This is a genomic window from Streptomyces sp. NPDC051104, from assembly GCF_040682835.1.
Lineage (GTDB): Bacteria > Actinomycetota > Actinomycetes > Streptomycetales > Streptomycetaceae > Streptomyces > Streptomyces cynarae.
On the sequence record NZ_JBFBBS010000006.1, the window covers coordinates 226,228 to 251,688 of the forward strand.

The 25,461-nt window shown below is 71.6% G+C and carries 24 protein-coding genes; 13 read left to right on the plus strand and 11 right to left on the minus strand.

The annotated features are described in order from the left end of the window. Window positions 1–22: 22 nt before the first annotated feature. From AB0N14_RS12315 to AB0N14_RS12325, 3 genes are all read right to left on the minus strand, one after another. Window positions 23–1,573 (minus strand): APC family permease, encoded by a 1,551-nt coding sequence (locus tag AB0N14_RS12315; RefSeq protein WP_366025580.1) that lies wholly within the window; start codon window positions 1,571–1,573, stop codon window positions 23–25. An 82-nt stretch (window positions 1,574–1,655) separates the two neighbouring features. Next, on the minus strand, window positions 1,656–2,609 hold the full coding sequence (locus AB0N14_RS12320; RefSeq protein WP_366025581.1) for a hypothetical protein: 954 nt from the start codon (window positions 2,607–2,609) through the stop codon (window positions 1,656–1,658). A gap of 218 nt (window positions 2,610–2,827) precedes the next feature. Then, window positions 2,828–4,483 (minus strand): FAD-binding dehydrogenase, encoded by a 1,656-nt coding sequence (locus AB0N14_RS12325; protein WP_366025582.1) that lies wholly within the window; start codon window positions 4,481–4,483, stop codon window positions 2,828–2,830. A 367-nt stretch (window positions 4,484–4,850) separates the two neighbouring features. Here AB0N14_RS12325 and AB0N14_RS12330 point away from each other — a divergent pair, with 367 nt between their 5' ends. From AB0N14_RS12330 to AB0N14_RS12360, 7 genes are all read left to right on the plus strand, one after another. Continuing rightward, window positions 4,851–5,744: a DMT family transporter gene (locus AB0N14_RS12330; RefSeq protein ID WP_366025583.1), complete on the plus strand. Its 894-nt coding sequence runs from the start codon at window positions 4,851–4,853 to the stop codon at window positions 5,742–5,744. Window positions 5,745–5,822: 78 nt separating this feature from the next. Beyond that, a complete protein-coding gene (locus AB0N14_RS12335; RefSeq protein ID WP_366025584.1) occupies window positions 5,823–6,341 on the plus strand; it encodes an NUDIX domain-containing protein in 519 nt (172 codons plus the stop codon). A 38-nt stretch (window positions 6,342–6,379) separates the two neighbouring features. After that, window positions 6,380–6,772 carry a DUF202 domain-containing protein gene (locus tag AB0N14_RS12340; protein ID WP_366025585.1) on the plus strand — a complete coding sequence of 131 codons (393 nt, stop codon included), beginning with the start codon at window positions 6,380–6,382 and terminating at the stop codon, window positions 6,770–6,772. Beyond that, window positions 6,769–7,092 (plus strand): DUF202 domain-containing protein, encoded by a 324-nt coding sequence (locus AB0N14_RS12345; protein WP_366025586.1) that lies wholly within the window; start codon window positions 6,769–6,771, stop codon window positions 7,090–7,092. The genes AB0N14_RS12340 and AB0N14_RS12345 overlap by 4 nt, the downstream gene beginning before the upstream one ends. Before the next feature lie 100 nt (window positions 7,093–7,192). Then, window positions 7,193–8,104: an MBL fold metallo-hydrolase gene (locus AB0N14_RS12350; protein ID WP_366025587.1), complete on the plus strand. Its 912-nt coding sequence runs from the start codon at window positions 7,193–7,195 to the stop codon at window positions 8,102–8,104. 176 nt (window positions 8,105–8,280) lie between these two features. Further along, window positions 8,281–9,303 (plus strand): phosphotransferase family protein, encoded by a 1,023-nt coding sequence (locus tag AB0N14_RS12355; RefSeq protein WP_366025588.1) that lies wholly within the window; start codon window positions 8,281–8,283, stop codon window positions 9,301–9,303. 6 nt (window positions 9,304–9,309) lie between these two features. Continuing rightward, entirely contained in the window at window positions 9,310–10,533 is a 1,224-nt protein-coding gene (locus AB0N14_RS12360) for an acyl-CoA dehydrogenase family protein (RefSeq protein ID WP_366025589.1), read from the plus strand. A gap of 75 nt (window positions 10,534–10,608) precedes the next feature. Here the strand turns inward: AB0N14_RS12360 and AB0N14_RS12365 are convergent, their stop codons facing one another. The 3 genes from AB0N14_RS12365 to AB0N14_RS12375 all read right to left on the minus strand — a co-directional run bounded on the left by AB0N14_RS12365 (window position 10,609) and on the right by AB0N14_RS12375 (window position 13,783). Further along, complete coding sequence (locus AB0N14_RS12365) at window positions 10,609–11,202, minus strand: TetR/AcrR family transcriptional regulator (RefSeq protein WP_103839136.1); 594 nt, start codon at window positions 11,200–11,202, stop codon at window positions 10,609–10,611. Window positions 11,203–11,372: 170 nt separating this feature from the next. Continuing rightward, entirely contained in the window at window positions 11,373–13,022 is a 1,650-nt protein-coding gene (locus AB0N14_RS12370; protein ID WP_366025590.1) for an AMP-binding protein, read from the minus strand. Beyond that, the gene (locus AB0N14_RS12375) at window positions 13,019–13,783 is read right to left on the minus strand and encodes an SDR family oxidoreductase (protein ID WP_366025591.1); all 765 of its coding nucleotides are present in this window, start codon (window positions 13,781–13,783) and stop codon (window positions 13,019–13,021) included. Before AB0N14_RS12375 ends, AB0N14_RS12370 begins: the two co-directional genes overlap by 4 nt. Before the next feature lie 148 nt (window positions 13,784–13,931). On the opposite strand from AB0N14_RS12375, the gene AB0N14_RS12380 reads away from it, so the two are divergent. Together AB0N14_RS12380 and AB0N14_RS12385 are read left to right on the plus strand one after the other, a co-directional pair. Further along, complete coding sequence (locus tag AB0N14_RS12380; RefSeq protein WP_366025592.1) at window positions 13,932–15,164, plus strand: DUF1343 domain-containing protein; 1,233 nt, start codon at window positions 13,932–13,934, stop codon at window positions 15,162–15,164. Between the two features lie 88 nt (window positions 15,165–15,252). After that, window positions 15,253–16,596, plus strand: coding sequence for a serine-threonine protein kinase (locus AB0N14_RS12385; RefSeq protein WP_366025593.1), 1,344 nt, complete (start codon window positions 15,253–15,255; stop codon window positions 16,594–16,596). A gap of 26 nt (window positions 16,597–16,622) precedes the next feature. Here AB0N14_RS12385 and AB0N14_RS12390 read toward each other — a convergent pair whose 3' ends face one another. Continuing rightward, the gene (locus AB0N14_RS12390; protein WP_366025594.1) at window positions 16,623–19,421 is read right to left on the minus strand and encodes a penicillin acylase family protein; all 2,799 of its coding nucleotides are present in this window, start codon (window positions 19,419–19,421) and stop codon (window positions 16,623–16,625) included. A gap of 225 nt (window positions 19,422–19,646) precedes the next feature. Here AB0N14_RS12390 and AB0N14_RS12395 point away from each other — a divergent pair, with 225 nt between their 5' ends. Continuing rightward, window positions 19,647–20,249, plus strand: coding sequence for a hypothetical protein (locus tag AB0N14_RS12395; RefSeq protein ID WP_366025595.1), 603 nt, complete (start codon window positions 19,647–19,649; stop codon window positions 20,247–20,249). Between the two features lie 279 nt (window positions 20,250–20,528). On the opposite strand, the gene soxR is transcribed toward AB0N14_RS12395, so the two are convergent. After that, window positions 20,529–20,993: a redox-sensitive transcriptional activator SoxR gene (gene soxR / locus AB0N14_RS12400; protein ID WP_366025596.1), complete on the minus strand. Its 465-nt coding sequence runs from the start codon at window positions 20,991–20,993 to the stop codon at window positions 20,529–20,531. Between the two features lie 115 nt (window positions 20,994–21,108). Between soxR and AB0N14_RS12405 the strand changes: the two genes are divergently transcribed. Continuing rightward, window positions 21,109–21,570, plus strand: a complete 462-nt coding sequence (locus tag AB0N14_RS12405; RefSeq protein ID WP_366025597.1) for a MaoC family dehydratase — start codon at window positions 21,109–21,111, stop codon at window positions 21,568–21,570. A gap of 25 nt (window positions 21,571–21,595) precedes the next feature. On the opposite strand, the gene AB0N14_RS12410 is transcribed toward AB0N14_RS12405, so the two are convergent. The 3 genes from AB0N14_RS12410 to AB0N14_RS12420 form a co-directional block, all read right to left on the minus strand. Then, complete coding sequence (locus AB0N14_RS12410; RefSeq protein WP_366025598.1) at window positions 21,596–22,222, minus strand: TetR/AcrR family transcriptional regulator; 627 nt, start codon at window positions 22,220–22,222, stop codon at window positions 21,596–21,598. A 69-nt stretch (window positions 22,223–22,291) separates the two neighbouring features. Beyond that, window positions 22,292–22,579 carry a YiaA/YiaB family inner membrane protein gene (locus AB0N14_RS12415; protein ID WP_200421396.1) on the minus strand — a complete coding sequence of 96 codons (288 nt, stop codon included), beginning with the start codon at window positions 22,577–22,579 and terminating at the stop codon, window positions 22,292–22,294. A 60-nt stretch (window positions 22,580–22,639) separates the two neighbouring features. Next, window positions 22,640–23,791 (minus strand): acyl-CoA dehydrogenase family protein, encoded by a 1,152-nt coding sequence (locus AB0N14_RS12420; RefSeq protein ID WP_366025599.1) that lies wholly within the window; start codon window positions 23,789–23,791, stop codon window positions 22,640–22,642. An 87-nt stretch (window positions 23,792–23,878) separates the two neighbouring features. Between AB0N14_RS12420 and AB0N14_RS12425 the strand changes: the two genes are divergently transcribed. Further along, entirely contained in the window at window positions 23,879–24,520 is a 642-nt protein-coding gene (locus AB0N14_RS12425) for a TetR/AcrR family transcriptional regulator (RefSeq protein ID WP_366025600.1), read from the plus strand. A 56-nt stretch (window positions 24,521–24,576) separates the two neighbouring features. After that, window positions 24,577–25,278, plus strand: coding sequence for a winged helix-turn-helix domain-containing protein (locus AB0N14_RS12430; RefSeq protein ID WP_366025601.1), 702 nt, complete (start codon window positions 24,577–24,579; stop codon window positions 25,276–25,278). The last annotated feature ends 183 nt before the right edge of the window (window positions 25,279–25,461 follow it).

Here is a 25,461-nt window from a genome sequence, read left to right on the forward strand (position 1 = left end):
GTGGATCAGCGGTGTGCGCCGGTCATGCCGTCGACTCGGCCGCCTTCTCCAGCTGGAATGCCTCGTTGCCCAGGCCGATGCGGGCGTGCGTCTGGGGCTTGCGGGAGCGCAGAAGCAGGCCCTGGGCCAGGCCGAGCAGCAGGGCGACGCCGATGATCGCGGGGAGCAGCCATCCGGGTTCCGAGTCCGGGCCCGTGCCGACCAGGACGTCGAAGTCCTTGACCGTGTAGGCGGCGATCACCAGCAGGGCGAGTCCTGCCACCGCGGAGGTGGCCAGCCGCCAGGCCTGGGCGCGGGCGGAGCCACGGCGGGCGAAGAAGACGATCACGGAGGCGGAGGCGGCCACCATCAGCACGGTGACGCCGAGCGCTCCGACGCTGCCGAACCAGGTGAACAGGTGCAGCACCGGCGTGGTCGGGTCGCCGTTCGGCCTGTCGTCGGCCACCGCGAACGCGATCACGACCACCGCGGACACCGCGCTCTGCAGCAGCGAGCCGGTGCCGGGCGCGCCGCTGGTGCCGGTGGTGCGTCCGAAGGCGGCCGGCAGCAGTCCCTCGCGGCCCATGGCGAACGCGTACCGGGCGACCACGTTGTGGAAGCTGAGCATCGCCGCGAACATGCCGGTGACGAACAGCACGTGCAGCACGTCCGTGAAGGTGTGCCCAAGGACGGATTCGGTCAGCCAGAACAGCAGGCCGGCGCTCTGCTTCTGCGCGGCCGGCACGATCTGCGAGGGGCCGGCGGCCACGGTCAGCGCCCAGCAGCTGAGCGCGAAGAAGACGGCGACGAAACCGACCGCGAGGAACATCACCCGGGGCACCAGGACGTCCGGGCGGCTGGTCTCCTCCGCGTAGACGGGCGCCTGTTCGAAGCCGAGGAAGGCGGCGACGCAGAAGCAGAGCGCGGTGCCGACGCCCGCCCCGGTGAGCGTGTCCGGGTTGAAGGTGTGCAGCGACAGGCCCTCCTTGGCCGGGTCGGCCACGGCCGCGACGTCGAAGATCACGACGAGCGCGACCTCGATCAGCAGCAGGACGCCGAGCACGCGCGCGTTGACGTCGATCTTGAGCCAGCCGAGTGCGCCGACGACGAGGACGGCGGCCAGCGCGGGGATCCACCAGGCCATCTGAACGTCCAGATAGGTGGCGAACAGCCCGGAGACCTCGAAGCCGAAGATGCCGTAGATCGCGAACTGCAGCGCGCTGTAGGCGACGAGGGCCACCGCCGCCGCGGCCGCGCCCGCCGTGCCGCCGAGCCCTCGGGAGATGTACGCGTAGAACGCGCCGGCGTTGTGGACGTGGCGGCTCATCTCCGCGTATCCGAAGGAGAACAGGGCGAGCACCACGCCGAGGACGACGAACAGCAGGGGCTGGCCGACGATGCCCATCACCCCGAATGTGGTGGGCATGACACCTGCGACGACCATGAGAGGGGCGGTCGCCGCCAGGACGGACAGCAGCAGGCCCGTCGTGCCGAGCCGGTCGGCGCGCAGGGCGCGTTCCTGCCCCTTGAAGGTGGGGATGGCGCCGCCGTCGGCGGCAGCCGGTCTGCTCGTGCTCGAACTGTCGGTCGTCATCGCGCGGTTGTCCTTTCGGATGCCTTGGACGGGACTGTCGGGGTTGTCGGGACTTCAGAGGCTTTCGGGGCCGTCGGTGTCGTCACGCCGTACCCAACGCCGTGTCGCGTGCCGTACGGAACGCCGTGTACGGGTCGCGGTCGGGGTACGACCACGGCGCCGGGGTCGCGTACGACCCGATGCGGTGGAACAGGGCGGCGGCCTCGGCGTCCCGGCCCTCGCAGTACTTGGCGTGGGCCAGGAAGTTGAGGTCGACATGGCGGCGCGGGTGGTCGTCGCGCTCCCACTCCAGCCACCAGTCGAACGCCGCCTTCATCACCTGGCGGGCGCGCCGCCCCACCCAGTGCCCGGAGGCCACGGGGTCGGGCGGCTCGCTGCCCGTGGCGGCCAGCACGCGGTAGCGCTCGGCGTGCGCGACGACCGGGAGGATGGCGAGCGGCGAGTCGGCGGGGGCCTGTTCGGCAGCCCAGTTGGCGAAGTCGTAGACCTCGTGCAGCGGGTCCTGGCCGGCGTCGGCGCGGCGCTCGGCGAGCCGGGCGACCACCAGGTGGTGCGCGTGGTGGTGGTCCGGGTAGCGGGCGCGCACCTCGTCGAAGAGGCGGACCACGTCCTCCTCGGTGCCGAGCGACCGCTCCAGGATCAGCAGGCCGAGCCAGGGCGTGGGGTCCTCGGGGGCGAGCGCGGCGGCGGCCCGGCAGACCTCGCGGGCCGCGTCCGGGCTCTCCTTGCCGTTCAGTGCGCGGTGGACGACCGCGTGGGCGACGAGGACGGCGGCGCAGGGCGACTCCGGTTCGGCGAGCTGCCAGTCGCGCGCCCAGGCGAGCGCCGCGGGCTCCTGGGCGAGGACGGTGACGCGGTGGCCGCGGCGGTCCCAGTCGTCCCGGGTCGCGGCGAGCAGGGCACGCACGGTCGCCCATCGTCCGCGGGCGAGCGAGGCCCGGGCAGCGATGAGTTCGGTGTCGTCGAGCGCGGCGTCGAAGAGCCGGTCCGCGCGCTTGCGGGCACGGCCGAACGCCGGTGGGGGTGGGGGTGGCACCGCGGTGATTCCTTACCGAACGCGGCTCGTCAGAGTGCGGTCACGCACAGCAAACCCTCCGCCGACGGTGTGCGTCAAGAGCGGACCCGAAGGCCTACACGTGTCAACTGCGCTCAGATGCAAGCGCGTTGAACACGCCAGTTGAGCGCGCGCCGGGGGGCGGGGCGGTGGTCGGGGGACGCTGCTCCCGTCCCGCGGCGCTCGGCCCACCGCTTGGCTCAGCCGACCGCCTTGGCAGCCGCCCGTCCGGCGGTGCGTCCCGAGAACAGGCAGCCGCCGAGGAACGTGCCCTCCAGGGAGCGGTAGCCGTGCACCCCGCCGCCGCCGAAGCCCGCCGCCTCCCCGGCCGCGTACACGCCCGGCAGCGGGTCGCCGCCCTCGGTCAGCACCCGGGAGGACAGGTCGGTCTCCAGGCCGCCGAGCGTCTTGCGGGTGAGGATGTTGAGGCGCACCGCGATCAGCGGGCCCGCCTTGGAGTCGAGGATGCGGTGCGGTGCCGCCGTACGGATCAGCCGGTCGCCGAGGAAGCGGCGGGCCCCACGTATGGCGGTCACCTGGAGGTCCTTGGTGAAGGGGTTGAGGATCTCCCGGTCGCGCGCGACGATCTCGCGGCGCAGCTCGGCCTCGTCGATGAGCGGCTCCTTGGTGAGCGCGTTCATGCCGCGCACCAGCGCGCCCAGGTCCTTCTCGACGACGAAGTCGACGCCGTGGTCCATGAACGCCTTCACCGGCCCGGGCACGTCGGCGCGGGCCCGCACGATCACGTCCCGGACCGACTTGCCGGTGAGGTCGGGGTTCTGCTCGGAGCCGGAGAGCGCGAACTCCTTGCCGATGATCTTCTGGTCGAGCACGAACCACGTGTGGTCGTACCCGGTCTTCATGATGTGCTCGAGCGTGCCGAGGGTGTCGAAGCCGGGGAAGAGCGGGACGGGCAGCCGCCGGCCGCGGGCGTCCAGCCAGAGGGAGGACGGGCCGGGCAGGACGCGGATGCCGTGGTTGTCCCAGACGGGGTTCCAGTTGTGCAGGCCCTCGGTGTAGTGCCACATGCGGTCGCGGTTGATCAGGCGGGCGCCCGCCTCCTCGGCGATGCCGAGCATCCTGCCGTCGACGTGCGCGGGCACGCCGGAGACCATGCGCTCCGGCGGGTTGCCGAGACGCCTGGGCCAGTTGGCGCGGACCAGGTCATGGTTGCCGCCGATGCCGCCCGAGGTGACGATCACCGCCTGGGCCCGCAGCTCGAAGGCGCCGGTGACCGTGCGGCTGCTGGCCTTGCCCCGCGGCGCGTCCGAGGGCTCCAGGATCTCGCCCGTGACGGTGTCGACGGTGCCCGCGCTGCGCGCGAGGCCGGTGACGCGGTGACGGAACTTCAGTTCGACGAGGCCCCGCGCGACGCCGGCCCGCACCCGCCGCACGAACGGGGCGATCACCCCGGGCCCGGTCCCCCAGGTGATGTGGAAGCGGGGGACGGAGTTGCCGTGCCCGGTGGCGTCGTAGCCGCCGCGTTCGGCCCAGCCGACCACCGGGAAGAAGCGCACGCCCTGCCCGTGCAGCCAGGCCCGCTTCTCGCCCGCCGCGAAGTCGACGTACGCCTCGGCCCACTTGCGCGGCCAGTGGTCCTCCGGGCGGTCGAAGGCGGCCGTGCCCATCCAGTCCTGGAGGGCGAGCGCATGGCTGTCGCGGATCCTGAGGCGGCGCTGTTCCGGGGAGTCCACGAAGAAGAGGCCGCCGAAGGACCAGAACGCCTGGCCGCCCATCGACTGCTCGGGCTCCTGGTCGAGCAGGATGACCTTCTGGCCGGCGTCCACCAGTTCGGCGGTCGCGGTGAGCCCGGCGAGGCCTGCCCCGATCACGATGACATCAGCGTCGTAGGCCATGCGCCCGTCCTCTCGCGGTGACGACCGGTCCGTTTCCTTGTTACCGACGGGTCAGATCCTTCGGCAGAAGAGTTACGGCGTCAACCGCATGTTTCCGGGTACTCGCCGCTGTCGGCAAACTCACGTCGTCCGCCGCGCGGACGCGTGCGCCGCCGTGCGGCAGCGGGTCTCACCTGGGGCGAAATGGAGCCCCTGGCAGCGTCGTCGGGGCCTTCCCGGTGCCGGGCGGGGGTGCGGGACATCCGGCGTGTCGTACGGGCGGGAAGCGTGCCGGGAAGTTGTCAAGCACGGGCAGGTCACAGCTGGGAGCGCTACAGTCAGCGTGATACGCATCCCGTGACCCCGCTGAATCATTGAGGTACGCAGCGTGTCGGTACTGGTTCTGGCTCTCGCCGTGAGCGCGGCCTTCTGTCTGGGCACCGGGTTCGTCCTGCAGCAGAACGCCGCCCAGCAGGCACCGCTCAGCGACTTCCTCTCCCCTCGGCTGCTCCTTGACCTGATGAGGGTGCCGCGCTGGCTCGGCGGTATCGGCCTGATGGTGGCGGGCATGATCCTCAGCGCGGTCGCGCTGTCCCAGGGCGAGATCTCACTGGTCGAGCCGCTGGTCGCCACCAACCTGCTGTTCGCGCTCGCCCTCTCCCGCTGGCAGACCAAGCAGCCGCTGGGCCGTCAGGGCTGGACCGGTCTGGTGCTGCTGGCCGGCGGTGTCACGGCGTTCATCGTTGCGGGCCGGCCCAGAGCGGGAGACGCGGTCACCGATCCGGTACGGCACTGGGTGATCATCGGGGCGATGGTCGGCGCAGCGCTGGTGCTGACGACGTATGCGAAGAAGTCCCGGATGATCATCGGACCGTTGCTGCTGGCGCTGGCGGCCGGTCTGCTGTACGGCGTGCAGGACGCGCTCACCCGGGTCAGCGGGCAGCGTCTGACGACGGGCGGGTGGACGGAGTTCATCACGGGCTGGCAGCCGTACGGGGTGCTGGTGCTCGGGGTGACCGGACTGGTGCTGGTGCAGAGCGCGTTCGAGACGGCGCCGCTGCGGATGTCCCTGCCGGCACTGACCGCGGCCCAGCCGCTGGCCGGGATCGCCTGCGGGGTGGGCTTCCTCGGCGACCGCCTGCGCACCGACACGGGAGCGCTCGCCTGGGAGGCGGCCGGTCTCGCGGCGATCGTGCTGGGCATCGTGCTGCTCGGGTTGCACCCGGCGATGCCGCGGGGGTTGGGCGAGGTCGAACCGGAGAAGGACCTGCAGCCGGGATGAGGCGGCGGCCCCTTGCGGCGGGAAGAAGAGCGCCGTCCTCGGCGGTCGGCGGGCGGGAGCGCCTGGTTGGATGGCCGTATGAGTGCCGCTGATGAGCTTCTTGACATCGTGGACGAGGAAGACCGGGTCGTCGGGCGGTCGCCGCGCGGCGAGGCCTACGCACGGGGGCTGCGGCACCGGTGCGTGTTCGTGCTGGCGCGCGATGGCGACGGGCGGGTCTTCGTGCACCGCCGCACCCCCACCAAACTCGTGTTCCCCTCCCTCTACGACATGTTCGTCGGCGGCGTCGTCGGCGCGGGAGAGAGCTACGACGACGCCGCCCTGCGCGAGGCGGAGGAGGAACTCGGCGTCAGCGGGCTCGCCCGGCCCGAGCCGCTGTTCAAGTTCCTGTACGACGACGGAGCCGGACGGACCTGGTGGTCCTCGGTCTACCAGGTCCGCTGCGACCTGCCGGTGAACCCCCAGGCGGAAGAGGTCGCCTGGCACGCCTTCCTGCCGGAGGACGAGGTGGAACGGCGGCTGTCGCAGTGGGAGTGGGTCCCGGACGGGCTCGCCGCATACCGGCGGCTCAAGGAGTACCGCCGGTCCGCCGACTGAGCGCGGCGCGGCACGGCGCCCCCGGTAGGGTCCTGCCCGTGATCGAATTCGTACGGAACGTCCGGCTGTGGTTCGCGCCCCAGGAGGTCCGTGAGGAAGGCCGTACACCCGACTACCGCTTCTCCCTGGCCAACGAGCGCACCTTCCTGGCCTGGTTGCGCACCGCGCTCGCGCTGATCGGCGGCGGCTTCGCCGTGGACCAGTTCCTGCCCGGCCTGCGCTGGGCCTGGCGCGTGGGGCTCGCCCTCGCGCTGCTCGGCTCCGGGGTGCTGTGCTCGCTGCGGGCCGTCAACCACTGGGTGCGCTGCGAGCGGGCGATGCGGCGCGGCGAGGACCTTCCCGCCTCCCGCTTCCCGGCGGTGCTCAGCCTCGCCATCGCCGTGGTGGCCGTCGCCATGGTCGTGGTCGTCCTCCTCGGCTGGGCCGGATGAGCGCCCCGGCCGGTCAGCGCGACCCGGGGCTCCAGCCGGAGCGCACCCGGCTCGCGTGGCGCCGTACCACCCTGTCCTGCACCGTGGCCGCCGTTCTGGCCGCGAAGACGGCACTGCACGGCGGGACGGCGGGCGGCTTCGTCGCCGTCGCGCTGTGCTGCCTGCTCTGGCTCGGTTTCCTGGCTCTGGCCGGGCGCCGCATCCACGCCCTGGCGACCGCCGAGCCCGGCCACCCCCCGCGGCTCACGCCCCGCCACGCCGCGGCCGCGACCCTGTGCACGGCCGCGCTAGCGGTGTGCGCGGCGGCCCTGGTGTTCTGAAGGCACTGACCGAGGACTGCACGAGGAACCCCCGGTACGGGAGGCTCGTTGTCGACTGGCAGGCTGTCCCGCACCAGTTGGCAACGCAACAGGGGGTTCCATGGCCGCGGCTGAGCCGTACACGGTCGCACTCGCCGACGACGTACACGCCTATGTCCAGCCGGACGGCGGCTGGTGCCTGAACAACGCCGGGTTCGTGAGCGACGGGACGGCCACCCTGCTGGTGGACACCACCGCGACCGAACGCCGCACCCGTGCCCTGGGCGCGGCGATCGCGGCGACGGGAGCCCCCGCGCCGCGGGTCGTGGTCAACACCCACCACCACGGCGACCACACCTACGGCAACGCCTTCTTCGCGCCGGCCGCGATGATCGTCTCGCACGCCGACTGCCGCCGGGAAGCGCTCGCCGCCGGGCACAACCTGCCGTTGATCTGGCCCACGATCGACTACGGGGACGTCCGGATACAGGGTGCCGACCTGACGTACAGGGACCACACGACGGTGCACACGGGGGCGGTGGACGCCGAGGTGATCCACCCCGGCGTCGGGCACACCGTCGGCGACTCGGTGGTCTTGCTGCCGCACCGGCGCGTGCTGTTCACCGGCGACCTGGTCTTCGAGGGCGGCACGCCGTTCTTCCTGATGGGCTCGCTCAGCGGCTCCCTGCGCGCGCTGGAACGGCTGCGCGCGCTCGGCGCCGAGACGGTGGTGCCCGGGCACGGGCCGGTGACCGATCCGTCGGCGTTCGACCGTACGGAGCGCTATCTGCGGTTCGTCGCCGAGGTCGCGCAGAAGCACCACGCGGCGGGCCGTACGCCGCTCCAGGCGGCGCGGTCCACGGATCTCGGGGAGTTCGCCGAGTGGCGGGAGAGCGAGCGGCTGGTGGCCAACCTGCACCGCGCCTATGCCGAACTGGACGGCCTGGCCGAGGGGGCGCCTCTCGATCCGCTGCCCGGCTTCCGGGACATGGCGGTCATGAACGGCGGAGAGATGATGGCCAGCCACGCGTGAGGGCCGCGTCCGTGTCACGGCGGCGGCGCCCCGCCGCCGTGACACCCGCGACCGCCGGCGCCACGATGGCACCGTGGCGCCGATCACGTTCGCCCCGCGCACTGGACGACATACCGACCGGTCGGCATCATGAGGCAGGTCCTGTTTTCCGCGCACGTCGCACGTGAGGAGCAACGATGAGCCCAGACCACCCGCCGGGTCTCGATCTCGGCCGGCTGCGCGGCCTGCTCGACGCCGAGCGGCCCGGCCTGGTGAACGGCCCCCTGACCGGGCGGCTGATCGAGGGCGGGCGGTCCAACCTCACCTACGCCGTCTCGGACGGCACGGCGCGGTGGGTCGTACGCCGTCCCCCGCTCGGCCACGTCCTGGCCACCGCGCACGACATGAGGCGCGAGCACCGGGTGATCAGCGCGCTGCACCCGACGCCGGTGCCGGTGCCGCGCCCGGTGCTGCTGTGCGAGGACGAGTCGGTCCTCGGCGCCCCCTTCTACGTGATGGACTTCGTCCAGGGCACCCCCTACCGCACCGCCGAACAGCTGGCGCCGCTCGGCCCGGAGCGCACCCGGAACGCGATCCTCGGCCTGGTGGACACGCTGGTCGAGCTGCACGCGGTGGACCCCGAAGCGGTGGGTCTTGCGGGCTTCGGCCGCCCGGAGGGCTTCCTGGACCGTCAACTGCGCCGCTGGGGCAAGCAGTTGGACGCCTCCCGCAACCGGGAGCTGCCCGGCATCGACGAGCTGCACGCGGCGCTCGGCCGCGCGCTGCCCGGCTCCCCCGCGCCGGCCGTGATCCACGGCGACTACCGCCTGGACAACGTTCTCCTCGGTGACGACGACAGGATCACCGCCATCCTGGACTGGGAGATGTCCACGCTCGGCGACCCGCTGACCGACCTGGGTCTGCTGGTGATGTACAGCGTTCCGCTCGGCACGCCCGACTCCCCCGTCTCCACGACGGCCGAGGCCCCGGGTCACCCCGATCCGGCCGAGCTGATCGAGCGGTACGCGGCCCGCTCGGGGCGCGATGTCTCCGCCGTCTCCTGGTACACGGCGTTCGCCTGGTTCAAGCTCGCCGTGATCCTCGAGGGCATCCACTACCGCTACACGCTCGGCCAGACGGTCGGGCGGGGCTTCGACCGCATCGGCGAGCTGGTGCCCGTCTTCATCGAGCACGGCCTGACCACCCTGCAGGAAGGCTGATCCGTCATGGACTTCGCGTTCGACGCGCGCACCGAGGAGCTGCGCGCCAAGCTGCTCGCCTTCATGGACGAGTACGTCCATCCGGCGGAGGCCGTCGCCCACGAGCAGCGTGAGCGGCTCGCCTCGCCATGGGACACCCCGCCGGTCGTCGAGGAGCTGAAGGCCGAGGCGCGCCGGCAGGGTCTGTGGAACCTGTTCCTGCCGGACGCCGAGTACGGCGCCGGGCTCACCAACCTCCAGTACGCCCCGCTCGCCGAGATCACCGGCCGCTCCCCGCAGCTGGCGCCCACCGTGACGAACTGTGCGGCGCCCGACACCGGCAACATGGAGGTCCTCGCGCAGTTCGGCGACGAACAGCAGAAGAAGCAGTGGCTGGAGCCGCTGCTGGCCGGGGAGATCCGCTCGGCGTTCGCGATGACCGAGCCGGAGGTGGCCTCCTCGGACGCCACGAACATCACCACGCGCATCGACCGAGCCTCCGATGGCACAGACGAGTACGTCATCACCGGCCGCAAGTGGTACATCTCCGGGGCGATGAACCCGGACTGCAAGATCTTCATCGTGATGGGGAAGACGGATCCGGACGGGCCGGACATCCGCCGCCAGCAGTCCATGGTGCTGGTCCCCCGCGACACGCCGGGTGTCACGGTCAAGCGCGCGATGCAGGTGTACGGCTACGAGGATCACTACCACGGCGGCCACGCCGAGGTCGTCTTCGACCACGCGCGCGTGCCGGTGACCAACCTGATCGGTGAGGAGGGCGGCGGGTTCGCCATCGCCCAGGCGCGGCTGGGTCCGGGCCGGATCCACCACTGCATGCGGCTGATCGGCATGGCGGAGCGGGCCATCGAGCTGATGTGCGAGCGGGCCGTCTCGCGCACCGCCTTCGGCAAGGCGCTGGCCCAGCAGGGTGTGGTGCACAACTGGATCGCCGACGCGCGCGTGGCCGTGGAGCAGTTGCGGCTGCTGGTGCTGAAGACGGCGTGGATGATGGACACGGTGGGCAACAAGGGCGCGCACACCGAGATCCAGGCCATCAAGATCGCCACTCCGCGCACGGTCGTCGACATCATCGACAAGGCGGTCCAGCTGCACGGCGCGGGCGGGGTGAGCCAGGACTTCCCGCTGGCCGAGCTCTGGGCGGCGGCCCGCACCCTGCGGCTCGCGGACGGCCCCGACGAGGTGCACCAGCGGTCGCTGGCACGGCGGGAGCTGAAGAAGTACCTGTGAGACATGGGTGAGGGGCGGACGCCGTGGCGTCCGCCCCTCACCCATGTGCGTCGATCACCCCTGTGCGCCGATGGGCTACGGCCGCAGCGCCCTCAGCAACAGGTCCGCCAGGTGGTCGGCGACCTCCCGGGGGCTGAGCGGGCCGTCGGGGCGGTACCAGGTCGACAGGTGGTGCACCGAGCCGAAGTGGTAGTCGACGACCAGGTCGGCCGGGGTGGCGGTGGAGAACACGCCCTCCTTCTGGCCCTCCTCGATCAGCGCGCGGAACCGCTCGTGGTAGCGGCGCCGCTCCGCGCGGACCTGCTTGTCCTTCTCCGGGCTGAGGTGGTGCATGGACCGGAAGAAGATCATCGCGTCGTCGAGGTTCTCGATCGTGGTGACGACGACGTCGGCTGCCGCGTCCCTCAGGCGCTTCTCCACCGGCTCGTCGGCGTCCGCGAAGGCGTCGAGCCGCTCCTGCTGGACACGCAGCACGCGCGCGTACACCTCGTGCAGCAGATCGTCCTTGGAGCCGAAGTAGTGGTACAGCGCGCCCTTGGTGACGCCTGCCGCCTCGACGATCTCCTGCACGGACGTGCGGTCGTAGCCCTGCTCGGCGAAGAGCCGCGTGGCGGCGGCCAGGAGCCGCTGCGGGACCGGCGTCCCGTCCCCGTCCGTCGTTCTGGGCACTGCCGCCACCTGCCTTTCCGTGATGTACCGGCGATCTCTACTGGCTCGTCTGCGCCTTTTCTCGGGTCGTTCGCCTCCGGAGCGCTCAAGCCGGTGTCGAGACCCCGACCGTGCTCAGCCCTTCGGGCATCCGCGCGGTCGCGCTCTCGACACCGGCGCGCCCCTTCGGCTCACTCCCGGCGGGAACGCAGTTCCCGACGGAGGATCTTCCCACTCGCCGTCTTCGGCAGCTCGGGCAGGATCTCCACCTGGCGCGGGTACTTGTAGGCGGCCAGTCTCTCCTTGCAGTACGCCGCGAGCGCGTCGGGGTCCGTCTCGGCGCCCGGGCGCAGGCTGATGTACGCCTTGACGGTCTCGCCGCGGTACCCGTCCGGCACCCCCACGACGGCCGCCTCGCGCACCGCCGGATGCGTGTAGAGGACGTCCTCGACCTCGCGCGGCCACACCTTGAAGCCGGACGCGTTGATCATGTCCTTCTTGCGGTCCACGACGTACAGCCAGCCCCGCTCGTCCATGAACCCGATGTCGCCGGTGCGCAGCTCGCCGTCAGGGAAGGTCTCGGCGGTGGCCTCGGGGCGCCGCCAGTAGCCGGGCACGACCTGGGGGCCGCGGACGACGATCTCGCCCTGTTCGCCGAACGGCACCTCCTCGCCCCTCTCGTCGACGATGCGGACGACCGTGTCCGGCCCGGGCACGCCGACCGCCAGAGTCCCGGAGACCGGGTCCACGGGGGCCTCCTGACCGGGCGGGACCGAGGCGCAGGGTGCGGTGCACTCGGTCAGGCCGTAGCCGTTGCGGATGTACGGACCGAAGCCGGCCCGGAACTTCTCCACCAGGGCGGGCGGCAGCGGCGCGCCACCGGAGGAGATGACCCGGAAGGAGGAGAAGTGGTCCGGGGTGACGGACGGGTGGGCGGCGAGCGCCATGAAGGCGGTGGAGGGGCCGACGGTGTAGTGCGGGCGGTGCTCGGCGAACGCGTCGAGCACGACGCCCGGCTCGAACCGGTAGGCGAGGAGGAGCGTGCCGCCGCTGGTGAGACAGGCCACCAGCTCGCACACCATCCCGGTGATGTGGAACAGCGGTGCCAGCGCGAAGTAGACGGGCGCCTCGGGCAGGCCGAGGCCCGTGCGCTGCCGCTCGGCGTTGTACATGATGTTGCCGTGCGTGTTGGTGGCGCCCTTGGGGGTGCCGCTGGTGCCCGAGGTGTAGCTGATCAGCGCGATGTCGGACGGGCCCACGTCGCGGCCCTCGGGCGCCTTGTGGCCCTGCCGGGCGACGGTGACCAGGTCGTCGGCGTCGGCGGCCTGCTCCAGCCGCTCGAAGGTGAGCACCCGTGCGTCGTCACGGGTCTGGAGGTCCCGTTCGCAGGCGGTCAGCACGATCCGCACGGGCGATGCGGCGGCCGTGTCCCGCAGGTACGACTCCCAGGCGCGGTCGGAGCACACCAGGGCGGTCACCTCGGCGTCCTTCAGGACGTGCGTGACCTCCCCCGACTTGTACATGGGGTTGACGGGCACGACGGTGGCGCCGGCCTTCCAGGCGCCGAGCAGGGCCAGCACGAAGTGCGGGGAGTTCTGCAGCAGGATCGCGACCCGGTCGCCGCGCTCCAGACCGCGCGAGGCGAGGAACCCGGCGACGGAGTCGGTCAGCGCGTCCAGTTCGGCGTAGCTGATCCGGCCGTCGAAGTAGGCCAGGGCGGTGCGGTCCGCGGGCACCTCGCGCAGGGCGTGCGGGAGCGAGTCGGCGGGGCTGACCGGCGCGCGCTGGGCATCGTCGAGCAGGGTGAGCCAGGGCTTGGCGGCGTAGGGGGAGGCGGTCACCGGCCGGCCTCCCACTTCTGCTGGATGTGGTTCATGCTCGTCAGCCAGCGGTCCGGGTCGGTGGCGCGCGCCTGGTAGTAGGCGGCGGCCTCGGGGTGCGGCAGGATCAGGAACCGGTCCTCCTCGATGCCCTTGAACAGGGCGTCGGCGACGTCCTCGGGGTCGATCGCGGTCGGTGCCAGCACCAGGTCACCCGCGCTGCCGGAGGCGGTCAGCATGTCGGTGCGGACGCCCTGGGGGCAGATCGCGTGGACCTTCAGGCCGCGGTGGCGGTACGTCAGGGACAGCCACTCGGCGAAGGCGTACGCGCCGTGCTTGGTGACGCTGTAGGGGGCGGCGCCGATCATGGTGAGCAGTCCGGCGGCGGAGACAGTGGAGACGAAGCGGCCCGCGCCGCGCTCCAGCCAGGCGGGCAGGAGTTCCCGGGCCGCGCGGACGTGGGCCATCACGTTCACATCCCAGGCCCGCGCCCAGACCTCCTCGTCGGCGGCCTCGGTGCCGCCGGAGCCGAGGCCCGCGTTGGCGCAGTAGACGTCGATCGTGCCGCCGAGGGCGTCCCGCGCCTCGGACACGATCGCGGACGCGTCGCCCGGGACGGCGATGCCGCCGATCTCGCCGGCCACGGCCTTGGCCTTCTCGGCGTCCAGGTCGTTGACGACGACCCGGGCCCCCTCGGCGGCGAAGCGGCGGGCCAGCGCGGCCCCGATGCCGCCTCCCGCCCCGGTGACGACCACTCCCGCATCCTGCACGGCTTCCACCATCGGTCTCCTTCGACGCGACACGCACCGGCTCTGCTGCCGTCGGCTCTGTACGGCGGTCAGACTAACCAGTCGGTATGTACGAGGGAAGAGGCTGCTTCGTCGGCCATTACGCGGGCATGACAGTTCCATCGAACAGGGAGGTCATCGCATGAGGCTGTCCAGACGAGGGCTGCTCGCCGCCACCACGGCGGCGACCGTGCCGTTCCCCGCAGCGTCCGGGGCCGGCGGCGGCAGGCGGCTGCGCACCGGTTTCGAACGGCTGGCGGCGGACGGCTACGCGCCGCTGGCGGGCCGCCGGGTCGGCATCGTGACCAATCCCACGGGTGTGACGAGGGACGTGCGCCACATCGTGGACGTGATGCACGCCGACCCCCGGGTGAACCTGGTCGCGGTCTTCGGCCCCGAGCACGGCTTCCGCGGCACCGCCCAGGCCGGCGGATCGGAGGGCCGCCACGACGACCCGGCGACCGGGCTTCCCGTCTACGACACGTACCTGAAGAGCGGCCGGCCGCTCGCCGACATCTTCACCGCGTCCGGTGTGGACACCGTCGTCTTCGACGTCCAGGACGTGGGCGCCCGTTTCTACACCTACATCTGGACCCTTTACGACTGCATGGAGGCCGCCGCGCTCGCCGGCAAGCGGTTCATGGTCCTGGACCGGCCGAACCCGGTGACCGGACGCGCCGCCCTCGGCCCGGTCCTGCACACGGAGTCCGCGACCTTCGTCGGCCGGCAGCCGATCGCGCAGGCGCACGGGATGACGGTCGCGGAGCTGGCGCGGCTGTTCAACGAGGAGTTCCTGACCACGCCCGTTCCGCTCGACACCGTCCTGATGACCGGCTGGAGGCGGTCCGACTTCTACGACGTCTCCGGGCTGCCCTGGGTGCCGCCGAGCCCCAACATGCCGACACCCGACACCGCGCTGGTCTACTCGGGTACGTGCCTGTTCGAGGGCACGAACCTGTCCGAGGGACGCGGCACCACCCGCCCCTTCGAACTCCTCGGCGCGGAGGGCGTCGACGGCCGGTGGGCAGCGGAAGCGGAGCGACTGGGGCTGCCGGGCGTGCACTTCAGGGAGGCTTACTTCGCGCCCACCTTCTCCAAGTTCCAGGGGAGGACGATCGGTGGAGTGCAGGTCCATGTGCACGACCGGGCCGCCTACGACCCCGTCCGCACCGGGATCGCGCTGCTCGTGACCGCGAAGAAGGTGTGGGGCGGTTTCGCCTGGCGCTCCGACGACTGGATCGACAAGCTCACGGGCTCCGCGCGGGTGCGCACGATGATCGACGCCGGCGCCACGGCCGACGAGGTGGTGGCCGCGTGGCAGGACGAGCTGGCCGCCTTCCGGCGCATCCGCAGGGAGTACCTGCTGTACGGATGAGTCATGACGTATGGCCAACCGTGTCCGCCCGCAGGACGATGCGCGCACTGCGCACAGCGCACTCGAACTCGGGGCAAGGGGGCCCGTCATGGCGGTACCGGCAGTGAGCGTGAGTCCCTACTGGGAGCTGACCTTCGACGCGGACGGCGACGTCGACGGGCCGGAGCGGGACCGGCTGCTCGCGGAGGTGACACGGCGGGGAGTGCGCGACCTGCTGGTCTTCGCGCACGGCTGGAACAACCAGCGCTCCGGCGCCACCCGGCTCTACAGCAGCTTCTTCGCGCCGGTGCCCCTGATCGCGCCCAGGGCCCGCCTCGGGTACGTCGGCGTGATCTGGCCGTCGATGATGTTCGCGGACGAGCCGATCCCCCATTTCCCGCCGTCGGTCGCGGCCGAGGTTCCGGTGGCTCCGCTGCTGGACAATGACAGCCGCCACGCGCTGCTCGAGGTGTTCCCCGGCCGTGCGACCGTGGTGGAGCAGCTCTCACGGCTGCTGGAGCAGCACCCGGACGACGGTGCCTCGCTGGAGGAGTTCGGGCGGCTGGTACGACTGCTGGTGGAGGTGCGGCCGCAGGGGCCGCAGGCCGCGTTCGCCGCGGACACCCTGGCGCAGGGGGCGCCCGAGGACGAGCCCGGGATGCTGACCGGGGACACGGCCGAGGTGTGCCGGAGCTTCGCGCGGGCGCTGGAGCAGGTCCAGTCGGCCGGCGGGGAGTCCCCGGAGGGGTTCTCGTTCACGCCGAAGGGGGTGTGGGACGGGGCCCGCGAGCTGCTCAGACAGGCCACGTACTACGCGATGAAGCGGCGCGCGGGGACGGTCGGCGAGCGGGGGCTCGGGCAGGTGATCGGGCAGCTGGCGCAGGCGGCGCCGGGGGTGCGGGTGCACCTGGTCGGGCACAGTTTCGGCGGGCGGCTGGTGTCGTTCGCGCTGCGCGGGCTGCCGGAGGGGGTGCGCACGGTGAAGTCCGTGACGCTGCTGCAGGGCGCCTTCTCGCACTACGCGTTCGCGGCCCGGCTGCCGGAGGACCCGCATACGAGCGGGGTGCTGCACGGGCAGCAGAACCGGGTCGACGGTCCCCTGGTGTGCTGCTACTCCCACTTCGACGCGGCACTCGGCACGCTCTACCCGCTGGCGTCCCGCATGGCGAACGACGACCGGTCGCTGACCGGGGACTTCGCGGCGGACTTCGACATCGGCCGGCTCCTCGGCCCGCGGTGGGGGGCGATGGGGCACGACGGGGTCCAGGCGGTGGACGGTACGCGCCGCCTGACGCTCGCCGACGCGCTCAGCGGCGGACTGCCGGCGTCCGGCTGCGTCAACGTCGACGCCTGTGCGGTGGTCTGCCACGGCGGTCCGCCGGCGGGGGCGCACAGCGACATCGTGCATCCGGAGCTGGCCCGGGTGGTGCTGGCGGCGGGCCGGGTGAGCTGACCCGCCGCCACTCGTCACCTCCCGGCCTACCGGTGCGAGGTGTACTCCACCACCTGCTGGAACGTCGGCCGGTTCTGCCAGCTGATCCTGCCGTGCTTGATGCCGCCCAGGGTGCGCTGGACGATCGAGTCGGCGCACCACTGGTCACCGGCGGAGCACTGGTCGTCGCCCGGGTAGACCTGGGACGCGGTCATGCCCGCCGCCTGCTTCAGCGTGCTGATCAGGGTGTCACGGCAGGCGCTCAGGCTGCCGCCGCCGCAGTACTTCTGCGTGAGCGGCCCCTGCACCGATTCCCCGAGGACCGCCCGGATGTCCTTGTCGACATAGCTCCACCAGCCGTACTGGAAGGAGCTTCCGGCGTGCGAGCCGGTCGGGCCGTGCGCGGCCGACGGGGACTCGTCGATCGGCAGGTTGTTGCCGAAGGCGGTGTACAGGTCGCTGCCGAGGCCCGGCTGGAACTCGGCCTTCACCAGCAGCGGCCACCAGGCGTCCAGGATGCGGACGGCGTCGGCGTCGGCGTACGTCTTCGAGCCGGCCGAGGTCTCCGTGCGCTTGGCGCCCGCCGTCACCCAGGCCTGCAGCTTGCTGACCGCCGCCGCGGCCGTGGAGTCCGTCACCGTACTGCTGTTGACGACCTTCAGCAGCTTCGGCAGCACGTCCTCGGCCCGCAGGTCGGCGAGAGCCGCGTCCGCCATCGCCTTCGCCAGGGACGACCTGGTCACCCCGCCGGCCGCGACCAGCTTCCTCACCCGGTCCTCGAGCAGATTGCCGCGGTGGACCGAGCCCTCGCCCCAGGGAGCGGCCGTGTAGTCCTTGGCCTGCTTGTTGTTCCAGGAGATGTAGTAGTCCTGATCGATGGAGTTGGGGTGCTGGGACGGCGGGGTGTAGTCGGCCGTGTTGGTCGCCGGGTCCCAGTCGCGCCACTCGTACGCCGCCTGCGCCCACACGGGGAACTCGGCGTCGACACCGCTCGCCCGCACCGGGTTGTCGCCGCTGTTGTAGTACGCGGTGTGCTGGGAGTCGGCGTAGAACCAGTTGAAGGTGTAGTTGATGTGCTGGACCGCGCTCTGGAAGTCCTTCGGGCCCTTGACGTAGTCGGGATCGTTCAGCATCTGGAAGCCGATGATCGAGTCGGCCTCGTGCAGGTAGGACGAGCGCAGGGTGGTGTAGGCGACCTTCTTGCCGCCGACCGTGGCGCGGTACTCCACGGGACCGTACTTCGTGCGCCACACGCGCATGGTGTAGGAGCCGGCCGGGGTCGAGTCGGCGGTCGTGGGTGACCAGGAGTTCTTCTGCTCGATCTTGTCCATGGCGGTGCAGGTGCCGTGGTACAGGTAGTGGTAGTCGTCCTGGCACAGCTCGACCGCGTAGGTGTCGATGATGTCCTGGCCGGAGGTGGTCGCGCTCCACGAGTAGTCCTGGCCGCGACCCAGTTCGACGTACATGCTCAGGCCGGCGAAGGAGGCGCCGCGGGCGCTGATGCCGGGCCCCTGGATCTCCTGGAGCATGAGGAGCTGGGGCGCGAAGTAGCCGGTCTGCGGGCCGAAGACGGCGATGGGGCGGCCGCTCGCGGTGTACTTGCCGCTGACCACCAGGGCGTTGGACATGCCGCGCTTGGCGGAGGTCAGGGCGGTAGTGGCCGCGGTCTTCGACGCACTGGTCGCGCTCGAGGTCGCCGCGCTGCCGGTGCGGTCGTGGACGAGTGGCTCCTGGGTCACCGAGCCCGCCTCCGGCAGCGCCTCGCCCTGGGGGCTGGAGGGCTTGGTCGCGTACGGGAAGCTCTCGCCGTTGTGGACGGTGAGGACGGCCTCGGGGTCGTTGCGCTCGCGGAAGGACTCCCAGACCTTGGTGCCCTCCTCCACACCGTACTTGGACTGGGCGGCCAGCAGGGAGATCGCGTTGTTGACCTCGCCGCCCCCGCCGGAGCCGAAGAGCGCGCCGATGACGGAGGCGAGCGCGACCAGGTCGGTGACCTTGAAGTGCTCGATGGTGCCGGCGTTGGTGATGGCGTCCTTGTGGCCGGTAAGGACGTACTCGCCGGGGAAGGAGCGGCCGCTGTCGGAGGCGTCGATGTAGGCGTTGACGCCGGCCAGATAGGCGTTCACGTCGGCGAGGGCCTGCTTGCCGCGGTCGCCGGCGGCGGCCACCGCATTGTCGATCTGTGCCTGGAGGTCCGCCTCGGTGTAGGGCGCGTCGCGCCAGAACTCCTGCTCGAGGCCCTGGTTGGCGGCGGCGCCGCCCGCGAAGGAGGTGAGCTGTCCGCGGCCCACGTGCCGGAAGACGTCCATCAGCCACAGCCGGTCCTCAGCCGCGGCATACCCGGCGCCGAACTCCGTGCCGTACCTGGTGGTACCGGTGATGTGCGGGACGCCCGTCTTCTTGTCGCGGACGATCGACACGTCGCCGCGGCCCGCGGGCTTCTCCGTGGAGGCGACTTGATCGGACGGGACGCCGAACGAGGCGTCGTTGAAGAAGCTGTTGATCTTCGCGTCGGTGAGCGTGGAGTAGCCGGTGGCCAGGTTGGCGTAGGGGCCGAGCTGGTCCTCGGCGTGGTCGGGCTGGGTGCCGAAGGCCTGGTTGAGCAGGATCTGGGCGAGGGTGGCGTTGCCGTTCTCACCGGGCGGGAGGATGTCCGAACACTGGCCGCCGCAGTAGTCGTTCGACGCGGCCGCCTCCGCGGTGTTGGCCGCCTGTGCCGTGGTCGCGGCGGTCGGGGACAAAAGCCCCGCGATGAGCACGCATATCGACGCGGCCTTGAGGAACTTGGGGGTTCTGCGAGGAGTTCTCAGTCTGTCGAGGGCGGTGCGTGGGGTGCGCCGTGGCATGGCAGCTCCTCCCGACGGGGTATGGGCGGGTGGACGTTACCGCCGGTATCCCCGCGATTGAAGATGAACATGCGTCAGTTTTTCAACCGTCCGGCAAGTGCTTATGGAGGTCATCGGAAATCCGATGGAGCCGAATCGCGTGTCGATACGTCTATTCGGCGACGTCCCCAGGACGACGCCGAAGTGACCGAAGTACAGGTGCAGTTGTGACGGAGGTGCAGGGCGATGGCCGGTTTCCGGAGTCTGGCGAGACAGGTCCGTGATCCGAGGTGCGATCTGGCACTACGGCGCTACTCACTGCGCAAGTGCCTTGAGAAGTTCGCCCCCTACGGGCACAGGGCGACCTGGGACCATCTGTGCTCCCGGGCCGGGTTCGGCCCCGAGGACCGCTCCCCCGATCCGGCGCGGCTCGTGGCCGCACTGGAGGAACTGGAGGAGGCCCGGTCCGTCTGGCTCACCTACGAGGCCGAGTTCACGGAGCGCCGCAAGAAGGAGAAGCACGACGGGCTGCGCCGGCCGGGCAGTGTGGACGACTGGCACCGGCTGACGTGGGGCGGTTTCGGGGTCGCGTGGTGCGATGACCCGCGGGTCCACCCTCATGAACCGCTGGCGGAGGTGCTGCGCCGACTCATCGCCGCACTGGAGCGCGAGCCGGGCTCATCGTGTCCGGTGTGCGCCGGTGAGCGCCTCACATGGAGATACGACCTGGCCCATGAGCCGTCGTCGGGCCCGGTCTGCACGGACTGCGGCATCCTGGTGCCGTCGCACGTGCTGACACCCGGGGCTCTGGCAAGGACCAGGCGCGCGCGACTGCTCGTGTCGGCCTAGGGTCTCTCGTTTGGCTCATGGGGGTGCGCCGGGGGATGCCGCACCCCCGTGATCAGCGGCTCCTGACCCATCGGGACAGGGTGCGGAAGTGAGCCGCTGACCGACGGGTGCCCGGTGCCGGGGTGGACCGAGAGGACGTGCGCAGCCCGGCGCCTGCGGGGCGCCTCCCCAAGCTCTTCGGGCAGGGGGTACCCCCAGCGCCCACCGTGCCGCCCTGGGGTACCCCAGGCCGTCAAGGCTCTGGGGGTGGAGGCAGACTGCCCGCAGGGGGCCGGGGGGCTACCGCTTGCGGCGTTCCACCAGCAGGCGGGAGCCCGACTGCCGTTCGCCGAACTCATCGTCCGGGTTGGACAGCACGCACGTCTCCAGGGACAGGCACCCGCAGCCGATGCAGTCGGTCAGGTGGTCCCGCAGGCGGCTCAGCTGCTGGATGCGTTCGTCCAGTTCGGAGCGCCAGGCCGCGGAGAGGCGGGCCCAGTCCTCGCGCGTGGGTGTGCGCTCCTCGGGGAGCTGCGCCAGCGCCTCGCGGATCGTGGCCAGCGGGATGCCCACCCGTTGCGCCGCCCGTACGAAGGCGACCCTGCGCAGTGCGTCCCGGGAGTAGCGGCGTTGGTTGCCCGCGGTGCGGCGGCTGCTGATCAGGCCCTTGGACTCATAGAAGTGCAGGGCGGAGACGGCGGCGCCGCTGCGGGCGGACAACTGGCCGACGGTCAGCTCGTGGATCTTCTCCGGGATCTGGGGCACCTTCCAGAGCCTACCCACCGCGGCACAGGCGCCGTCCGTTGACACCGGTGCCGCGCCCGACCATGCTAAGCAGTTGCTTAGACATCGTGATTTCGTGACGCGAGAGGCCGGGAACATGGCAGAGCCGAGGACCTTCACGTCCGCCGACGAGCTGAAGGCGGCGGTGGGCGAGCAGCTGGGGTACACCGACTGGCTGGAGATCGACCAGAAGCGGATCGACCTGTTCGCGGAGGCGACCGGCGACCACCAGTGGATCCATGTCGATCCGGAGAAGGCGGCCCAGGGCCCCTTCGGGACCACCATCGCGCACGGCTACCTCACGCTGTCGCTGCTCCCGCTGTTCGGGCCGCAGCTGATCAAGGTGGAGGGCGTGAAGATGGGCGTCAACTACGGCACCAACAAGGTCCGTTTCCCCGCCCCGGTGCCGGTCGGCTCCCGGGTGCGCGCCACCGCGACGATCTCCGGCGTCGAGGACGTGCAGGGCGGCGTGCAGGTGACCGTCGCCTTCACCGTGGAGCGGGAGAACGGCGACAAGCCGGTGTGCGTCGCCGAGTCGGTCGCGCGCTACTACCTCTGACCCCGGACTTTCTCGGCGGGGGCGCCTACTTCCGCGCCCCCACCATCCGCAGCACGAGGTCGGCGTAGAGCGCGCCGACCTCCTCCGGGGTCCGGGACCCGTTGACGTTGAACCAGCGGGCGACGTCGATGCACAGGGAGAGGATGGCCAGCGTCGTCCCCTTCACGTCCAGCACGTCGAACTCGCCCGCGGCCACGCCGTCCTCGACGATCCCGCGCACCTCGGCGTCCACCTGGCGGCGCAGGGCCTGGATCTCGGCGCGGGCGTCCGGGCCGAGCGCGTCCAGCTCGTACTGCACGACCCGCGCGGTGGTGCGCCGCCCGGCGTGCCAGCGGACGAAGGAGCTCACGGCGTCGGCGAGCCGCTCGGTCGCGCTGCCCTCGCGCCGGGCCGCCGTGCGCAGGATCTCCAGGGCCTTGTCGTGGCCGATGCGGCTGATGCGGTGAAGCAGCTCTTCCTTGGTCTTGTAGTGGATGTAGAGCGCGGCCGGGCTCATACCGGCGCGTCCCGCGATGTCACGGGTCGTCGTGGCGTGGTAGCCGCGTTCGGCGAAGGCCTCGACCGCGGCGACCAGCAGCCGCCGGGCCGCGTCCGGGGTCACCTCGGCCCACGGCTCCACCTCGCCGCCGGCTGTCTCCTCCGCCGTACTCATCGCTCGCCCCTTCCACTGGCAGGACGAACACCATACCTCCGAAGGTGAGCGGGCGCTTAGCGTCCCCGCTCAGAGCTTTTCGAAGGGGTCGTGCTCGGCGAGCAGCTTCTCCAGCCTGGCCTGGTCGACCCGGCTGACGATCTGCCCGGCCTCCTGGCGGTCCCGGATCACCTTGGCGAGGGTGAAGGCGGAGGTCACCAGGTACAGGACGGCGATCCCGAGGAAGGCCCGCACCCAGGCGTCGGCGTGCAGTCGGAAGATCCCGACGGCGGTGGCCACCAGGGCGATGGCGAAGGACGCCACGGCCTGCCCGTAGAAGGCGGCCGTGTTCTGCTGTCTGACCGGAGTCTCACTCATGCGGACCAGGGTCGGCGGACGGCGGCGCCGGCACATCCGCACACGTACTCAAAGCGGTACTCAGAACGCCGAAACCCCCGTCAGCGCCCGCCCGATGACCAGTTTCTGGATCTGGCTGGTGCCCTCGTAGAGGGTCATCACACGGGCGTCGCGCAGCAGTTTGCCCACCGGGTACTCGTCGATGTAGCCGTAGCCGCCGAAGACCTGCAGGGCGTTGTTCGCGGCGCGGACGGCGGCCTCGGAGGCGAACAGCTTCGCCTTGGAGGACTCGACGGCGAAGGGCAGGCCGCGGTCGATCAGGTCGGCGACGCGCCAGGTCAGCAGCCGTGCGGCGTCCACGTCCACGGCGATGTCGCTGAGGAGTTCCTGGACGAGCTGGTGGTGGGCGATCGTCCTGCCGAACTGCTCCCGTTCGCCGGCGTACGCCACCGCCGCCTCCAGCGCGGCCCTGGCTATGCCGACGCAGCCCGCCGCCACCGACATCCGGCCCTTGGCGAGCGCGGACATGGCGACGGAGAACCCCTTGCCCTCCTGGGCCAGCATCGCGGAGGCGGGGACGCGTACGTCCTGAAGGACCAGTTCGGCGGTCGCCTGGCCGCGCAGGCCGAGCTTGCCGTGGACGGTGCGGCGGGTCAGGCCGGGGGTGTCGGTGGGGACGAGGAAGGCGGAGACGCCCTTGTGACCGGGGGCGTCGGTGGAGCGGGCGAAGAGGAGGACGACGTCGGCCCAGGTGCCGTTGGTGATGAACATCTTGGTGCCGTTGATCACGTAGTGGTCGCCGTCGCGTACCGCCCTGGTGGCGAGGTTGCCCGCGTCGGAGCCGGTGCCCGGTTCGGTGAGCCCGAAGCAGCCGACGTACTCCCCGGACGTCAGCCCCGGCAGCCAGCGGCGCTTCTGCTCCTCGCTCCCCCAGGCGGCGATCGTCTTGGCGACCAGGCCGAGCGAGACGGACACGATCCCGCGCACGGACGAATCGCCGCGGCCCAGCTCCTCGGTCACCAGGCAGTACGCGAGGTGGTCGCCGCCCGAACCGCCGTACTCCTCGTCGATGGTGAGCCCGAGGAAGCCGACCTCGCCGAGCTTCTTGACGATCGAGCGGTCCACTTCCTCGGCCCGGTCCCAGGCGACGACGTGCGGGGCGATCTCGCGGGCCACGAACTCCTCGGCCAGCCGTCGCACGGCCACCTGTTCCTCGCTGAGCTCCAGGTTCACGACGCGTCACCCCTCGGGCAGATCATTGAAAGCGGCACATTTAAATTAGCACTGCTAGTTTGCCAGTGCAGCCCTACTATGTGCGCCATGGCCCGACCGCGCAAGCCCCTCCTCAGCACCGACCGCATCGTCTCCACGGCGCGGGCGTTGGTGGACGCGGAAGGCCTCGCGGCCGTCTCCACGCGCCGGCTCGCCGCCGAACTCGGGGTCAGCGGGCCGTCGCTGTACAACCACTTCCGCACCAAGGACGAGATCCTGGAGGCGGTCGCCGACTCGGTGAGCGCGCAGGTCGATCTGTCGATGTTCGAGGACGGCCGGCCCTGGCGGACCGCGCTGCACGACTGGGCGGTCTCCTACCGGGCCGCGCTGCGCGACCACCCGAACATCGTCCCGGTCCTGGCCCGCGGGCCCGGCCGTCGCCCGGCCGCGCTTCGCCTCGCGGACGCGGTGTACGGGGCGATGGTCGAGGCGGGATGGCCGCCCGCGCAGGCCACCTCCATCGGCGCGCTGATGCGCTACTTCGTGATGGGCTCCGCGCTCGGCTCCTTCGCGGCCGGTTTCGTCGGCGACGCGACGGCGTACGATCCGGCCGACTATCCCCACCTCGGGCAGGCCCACCTCCTTGCCGAGCGGCAGGAGAAGATCGACGAACGGGCCTTCGAGACGGGGCTGGCGGCCCTGCTGGACGGACTGGAGCGGCAGTACGAGCAGGTGAAGCGCCCCGTATAGGACAGTCGGGGCACCCTTCGGTGGGCGCCGAAGTGTCCGTGGTCGATGCTGGACGCATGACGACGAGGAAGGACGGCACGGCGGCCGGGCTCGCCGGGCTCGCGGGGCTGATCGGCGACGAGACACGGGCCGCCTGTCTGCTGGCGCTGCTCGACGGCCGGGCGTGGACCGCCAGTGAGCTGGCGCGGCACGCCGGGGTCGCCGCCTCGACGCTGAGCGAGCACCTGGGCAAGCTCCTCGCGGGCGGGCTGCTCGCCGAGGAGCGGCAGGGACGACACCGGTATGTGCGGCTCGCCGACGCGCGGGTCGCCCAGATCGTCGAGGACCTCGCCGCGCAGGTGGCGCCGGACGCCGGGGCCGGGCGTCCGCGCACGCTGCGGGAGGCGAGTGCCGGGTCCGCGATGGCCCGCGGGCGCACCTGCTACGACCACCTCGCGGGGCGGCTCGGCATCGCCGTCACGGATGCGCTGACCGCGCGTGGCCTCTTGCGTCAGGACACGGGCTTCGCACTCACGGACTCGGGCCTGGCCGGTATCCGCCTCGACCGCGAGGGCCGCCGGCCCCTGGCCCGCGCCTGCCTCGACTGGACCGAGCGTCGCCCCCATCTCGCCGGTGTCGCGGGCGCCGCGCTGTGCCGGCACGCCCTGGACGCGGGCTGGTGCGTCCGCATCGGCTCCGAGCGGGCCGTGAAGGTCACGACCGAGGGCGAGCACGCGCTGTCGCAGTGGCTCGGCATCAAGGCGACGGCACTGCGCTGAGCCCGCCGTCCCGGCGGAAATCCGCGAGCGCCACCGCCCCCTGCCCTCCTAGCCTCTGGAGAATGTTGACCTCCTCCCCGCCGAGACGACGGGGATTCCTTCCCTCGCGGGTCGGGATTTCTGCTTCGCAGCCCGCTGCCGCCTGGGGTTACCAGCGAAGGGACGGTGTGCCGCCCACGGTCT

Excerpts from the sequence above, each read along its gene's own strand:
- AB0N14_RS12315 (WP_366025580.1), bottom strand. The coding sequence starts at position 1,573 with ATGACGACCGACAGTTCGAGCACGAGCAGACCGGCTGCCGCCGACGGC.
- AB0N14_RS12325 (WP_366025582.1), bottom strand. The coding sequence starts at position 4,483 with ATGGCCTACGACGCTGATGTCATCGTGATCGGGGCAGGCCTCGCCGGG.
- AB0N14_RS12335 (WP_366025584.1), top strand. The coding sequence starts at position 5,823 with ATGAGTGCCGCTGATGAGCTTCTTGACATCGTGGACGAGGAAGACCGG.
- AB0N14_RS12345 (WP_366025586.1), top strand. The coding sequence starts at position 6,769 with ATGAGCGCCCCGGCCGGTCAGCGCGACCCGGGGCTCCAGCCGGAGCGC.
- AB0N14_RS12350 (WP_366025587.1), top strand. The coding sequence starts at position 7,193 with ATGGCCGCGGCTGAGCCGTACACGGTCGCACTCGCCGACGACGTACAC.
- AB0N14_RS12355 (WP_366025588.1), top strand. The coding sequence starts at position 8,281 with ATGAGCCCAGACCACCCGCCGGGTCTCGATCTCGGCCGGCTGCGCGGC.
- AB0N14_RS12360 (WP_366025589.1), top strand. The coding sequence starts at position 9,310 with ATGGACTTCGCGTTCGACGCGCGCACCGAGGAGCTGCGCGCCAAGCTG.
- AB0N14_RS12375 (WP_366025591.1), bottom strand. The coding sequence starts at position 13,783 with ATGGTGGAAGCCGTGCAGGATGCGGGAGTGGTCGTCACCGGGGCGGGA.
- AB0N14_RS12380 (WP_366025592.1), top strand. The coding sequence starts at position 13,932 with ATGAGGCTGTCCAGACGAGGGCTGCTCGCCGCCACCACGGCGGCGACC.
- AB0N14_RS12385 (WP_366025593.1), top strand. The coding sequence starts at position 15,253 with ATGGCGGTACCGGCAGTGAGCGTGAGTCCCTACTGGGAGCTGACCTTC.
- AB0N14_RS12390 (WP_366025594.1), bottom strand. The coding sequence starts at position 19,421 with ATGCCACGGCGCACCCCACGCACCGCCCTCGACAGACTGAGAACTCCT.
- AB0N14_RS12395 (WP_366025595.1), top strand. The coding sequence starts at position 19,647 with ATGGCCGGTTTCCGGAGTCTGGCGAGACAGGTCCGTGATCCGAGGTGC.
- AB0N14_RS12405 (WP_366025597.1), top strand. The coding sequence starts at position 21,109 with ATGGCAGAGCCGAGGACCTTCACGTCCGCCGACGAGCTGAAGGCGGCG.
- AB0N14_RS12410 (WP_366025598.1), bottom strand. The coding sequence starts at position 22,222 with ATGAGTACGGCGGAGGAGACAGCCGGCGGCGAGGTGGAGCCGTGGGCC.
- AB0N14_RS12415 (WP_200421396.1), bottom strand. The coding sequence starts at position 22,579 with ATGAGTGAGACTCCGGTCAGACAGCAGAACACGGCCGCCTTCTACGGG.
- AB0N14_RS12425 (WP_366025600.1), top strand. The coding sequence starts at position 23,879 with ATGGCCCGACCGCGCAAGCCCCTCCTCAGCACCGACCGCATCGTCTCC.
- AB0N14_RS12430 (WP_366025601.1), top strand. The coding sequence starts at position 24,577 with ATGACGACGAGGAAGGACGGCACGGCGGCCGGGCTCGCCGGGCTCGCG.